Origin of the sequence: Falsiroseomonas oryzae, assembly GCF_027856955.1 — a bacterium.
In the GTDB taxonomy this organism is placed as follows: Bacteria; Pseudomonadota; Alphaproteobacteria; order Acetobacterales; family Acetobacteraceae; genus Falsiroseomonas; species Falsiroseomonas oryzae.
Genome location: NZ_JAPSMD010000721.1, coordinates 1 through 1742 on the forward strand (window position 1 = coordinate 1; position 1742 = coordinate 1742).

3 protein-coding genes are annotated in these 1742 nt (G+C 73.9%); all 3 read right to left on the reverse strand.

Annotation, left to right across the window (positions count from 1 at the left end):
- Nucleotides 1-631: CIS tube protein (locus OZN99_RS31015; protein ID WP_408611990.1), on the reverse strand; the 631-nt coding region annotated here is incomplete at its 3' end.
- Nucleotides 628-1122, reverse strand: coding sequence for a phage tail protein (locus OZN99_RS31020; RefSeq protein ID WP_270939054.1), 495 nt, complete (start codon nt 1120-1122; stop codon nt 628-630). The genes OZN99_RS31015 and OZN99_RS31020, both read right to left, overlap by 4 nt.
- Nucleotides 1119-1742: phage tail sheath C-terminal domain-containing protein (locus OZN99_RS31025; RefSeq protein WP_270939055.1), on the reverse strand; the 624-nt coding region annotated here is incomplete at its 5' end. The genes OZN99_RS31025 and OZN99_RS31020, both read right to left, overlap by 4 nt.

Here is a 1742-nt window from a genome sequence, read left to right on the forward strand (position 1 = left end):
GGTCGAACAGGCTGTCCGCGCCCGCCGCGCCGGCGGCGTCGCGCAGCCCGCCCGGCGCGGGCGGCGCTGCGGACTGCGCGCGGGCGCGCTCCGAGCTGTCGATCTCGTAGCGGAACTCCTGCTCGGTCAGCGTGATCTGCACCTTGGAGCGCAGCGGCACGCCGCCCGGGGAGAAGTAATCGAAGGTCTCCTGGTACTGCGTGATCAGCCCATTGAAGACGATGCTGCCCCACCGGAACTGCACGCGCTTCGGCGCGGGCTGGCGGTTCCGGCCGCCACCGCCGCCACCGCTGCCACCCTGGCGGCTCTCCGCGGCCTGGATCAGCAGCGCGAGCGGGCGCGTGCGCAGCCGGACGTCCAACTCCTCCTCGTCCAGCGGGGTGCGGCCATCCTCGCCGTCGCGCGGGCGGGTGCTGTCGAACACCGCCTCGAACGACAGCGTCGCAGTGGAGGCGCCGACATTCTGCACCTGCTGCCGCCCCTGCCTCGCGCGGTCGCGCGACTGGCCGGCGCTGGTCTTGAGCGTCAGCGTCTCCGGGTTGAAGTCGAAGGGCACCGCCTGGTCGTCCAGCGTGTTGCGCCCGGCGTCGTCGAAAGGCGTGATGGAGGCGCGGCGGAAGCGGGCGGTCATGGCCCTTCCTCCCGCATCAGGCCTTCATGCGCGATGTGGAGCTCCTCGATCGCGACCTCGCGCGCGCTGCCGGCCGACAGGTCGGCGGACCTCACCTTGGTGACCAGACCACGGGTGAAGGACCAACTGGCGCGCGGCTCCCCGCCCTCGCCCTCCGGCCCGAAGACGGTGACGGCGCCGGAGACGTAGGGCAGGGGGAAGGTGCCGTCGGTGCAGCGTCGGATCCAGGCCCAGAAGGCGTCGTCCAGCGTGACGCCGCGCTTGAGCACCAGCGGTGGGGAGCTGACCTTGCCCGCCAGCTGCCGCACGCCCGCGTTGTAGCCGCCCTCGCGCAGCGCCTGCATCTCGATGTTGAGCTCGAGGCCACTCACCTCGCTGAAGGCGCCGCGCGCGGCATGCGGGCTGCCCTGCGCCAGCCCCTCGTCGCCGCCGAAGCCGGAGACGGTGACCTCCACTGCGAAGTTGAAGCGGGTGAGGAAGGCCTCGCTCATGGCCCCTCCGCCTCCAGCGGTGTGCCGGCGCCGGCGCGGACCAGGCGGAACACGATGAACTCCGCCGGCACCGCGGGCGCCACGCCGACCAGCAGCACCACCTGACCGGCATCGCGCGCCGATTGTGTGGTGGTGGTGGCGTCGCAGCGCGTGAAATAGGCCTCCCGCGCCGTGCGCCCGGCCAGCGCGCCGGCGTCGTAGGCCGCGCGCAGCCGCTGGTTCGCCGCGCGCACCAGCGCGTTCCACAGCGCCGGCCCGTTCGGCTCGAAGGCGGCCCAGGCGAGGTCCAGCGCCAGCTGCAGCTTCAGCCAATCCACCAGCCGCCGCACGGAGAGATGCGTCCAGTCGCGGTCCAGCGCGGTGGTGCGACTGCCCAGCAGCATCAGCCCGCGCTCGGTCGGGCGGATCAGATCCACCCGCTCCTCGTGCAGGAATCCCGCATCGGGCAGTCCGGGGTCGTCGGCCAGCGCGAAGGCGCTGCGCACGGGCTGGTTGGCCGGCGCGCTCCAGGGATGGCCGGCGGCCTCCGTCCGCGCCGCGATTCCGCCGGCGGCGGCGGCAGGCGGCAGCAGCACGGGCGCCGCGCGCGCATCGGCCGCGTCAGGCGCCAGCCGCCAGGG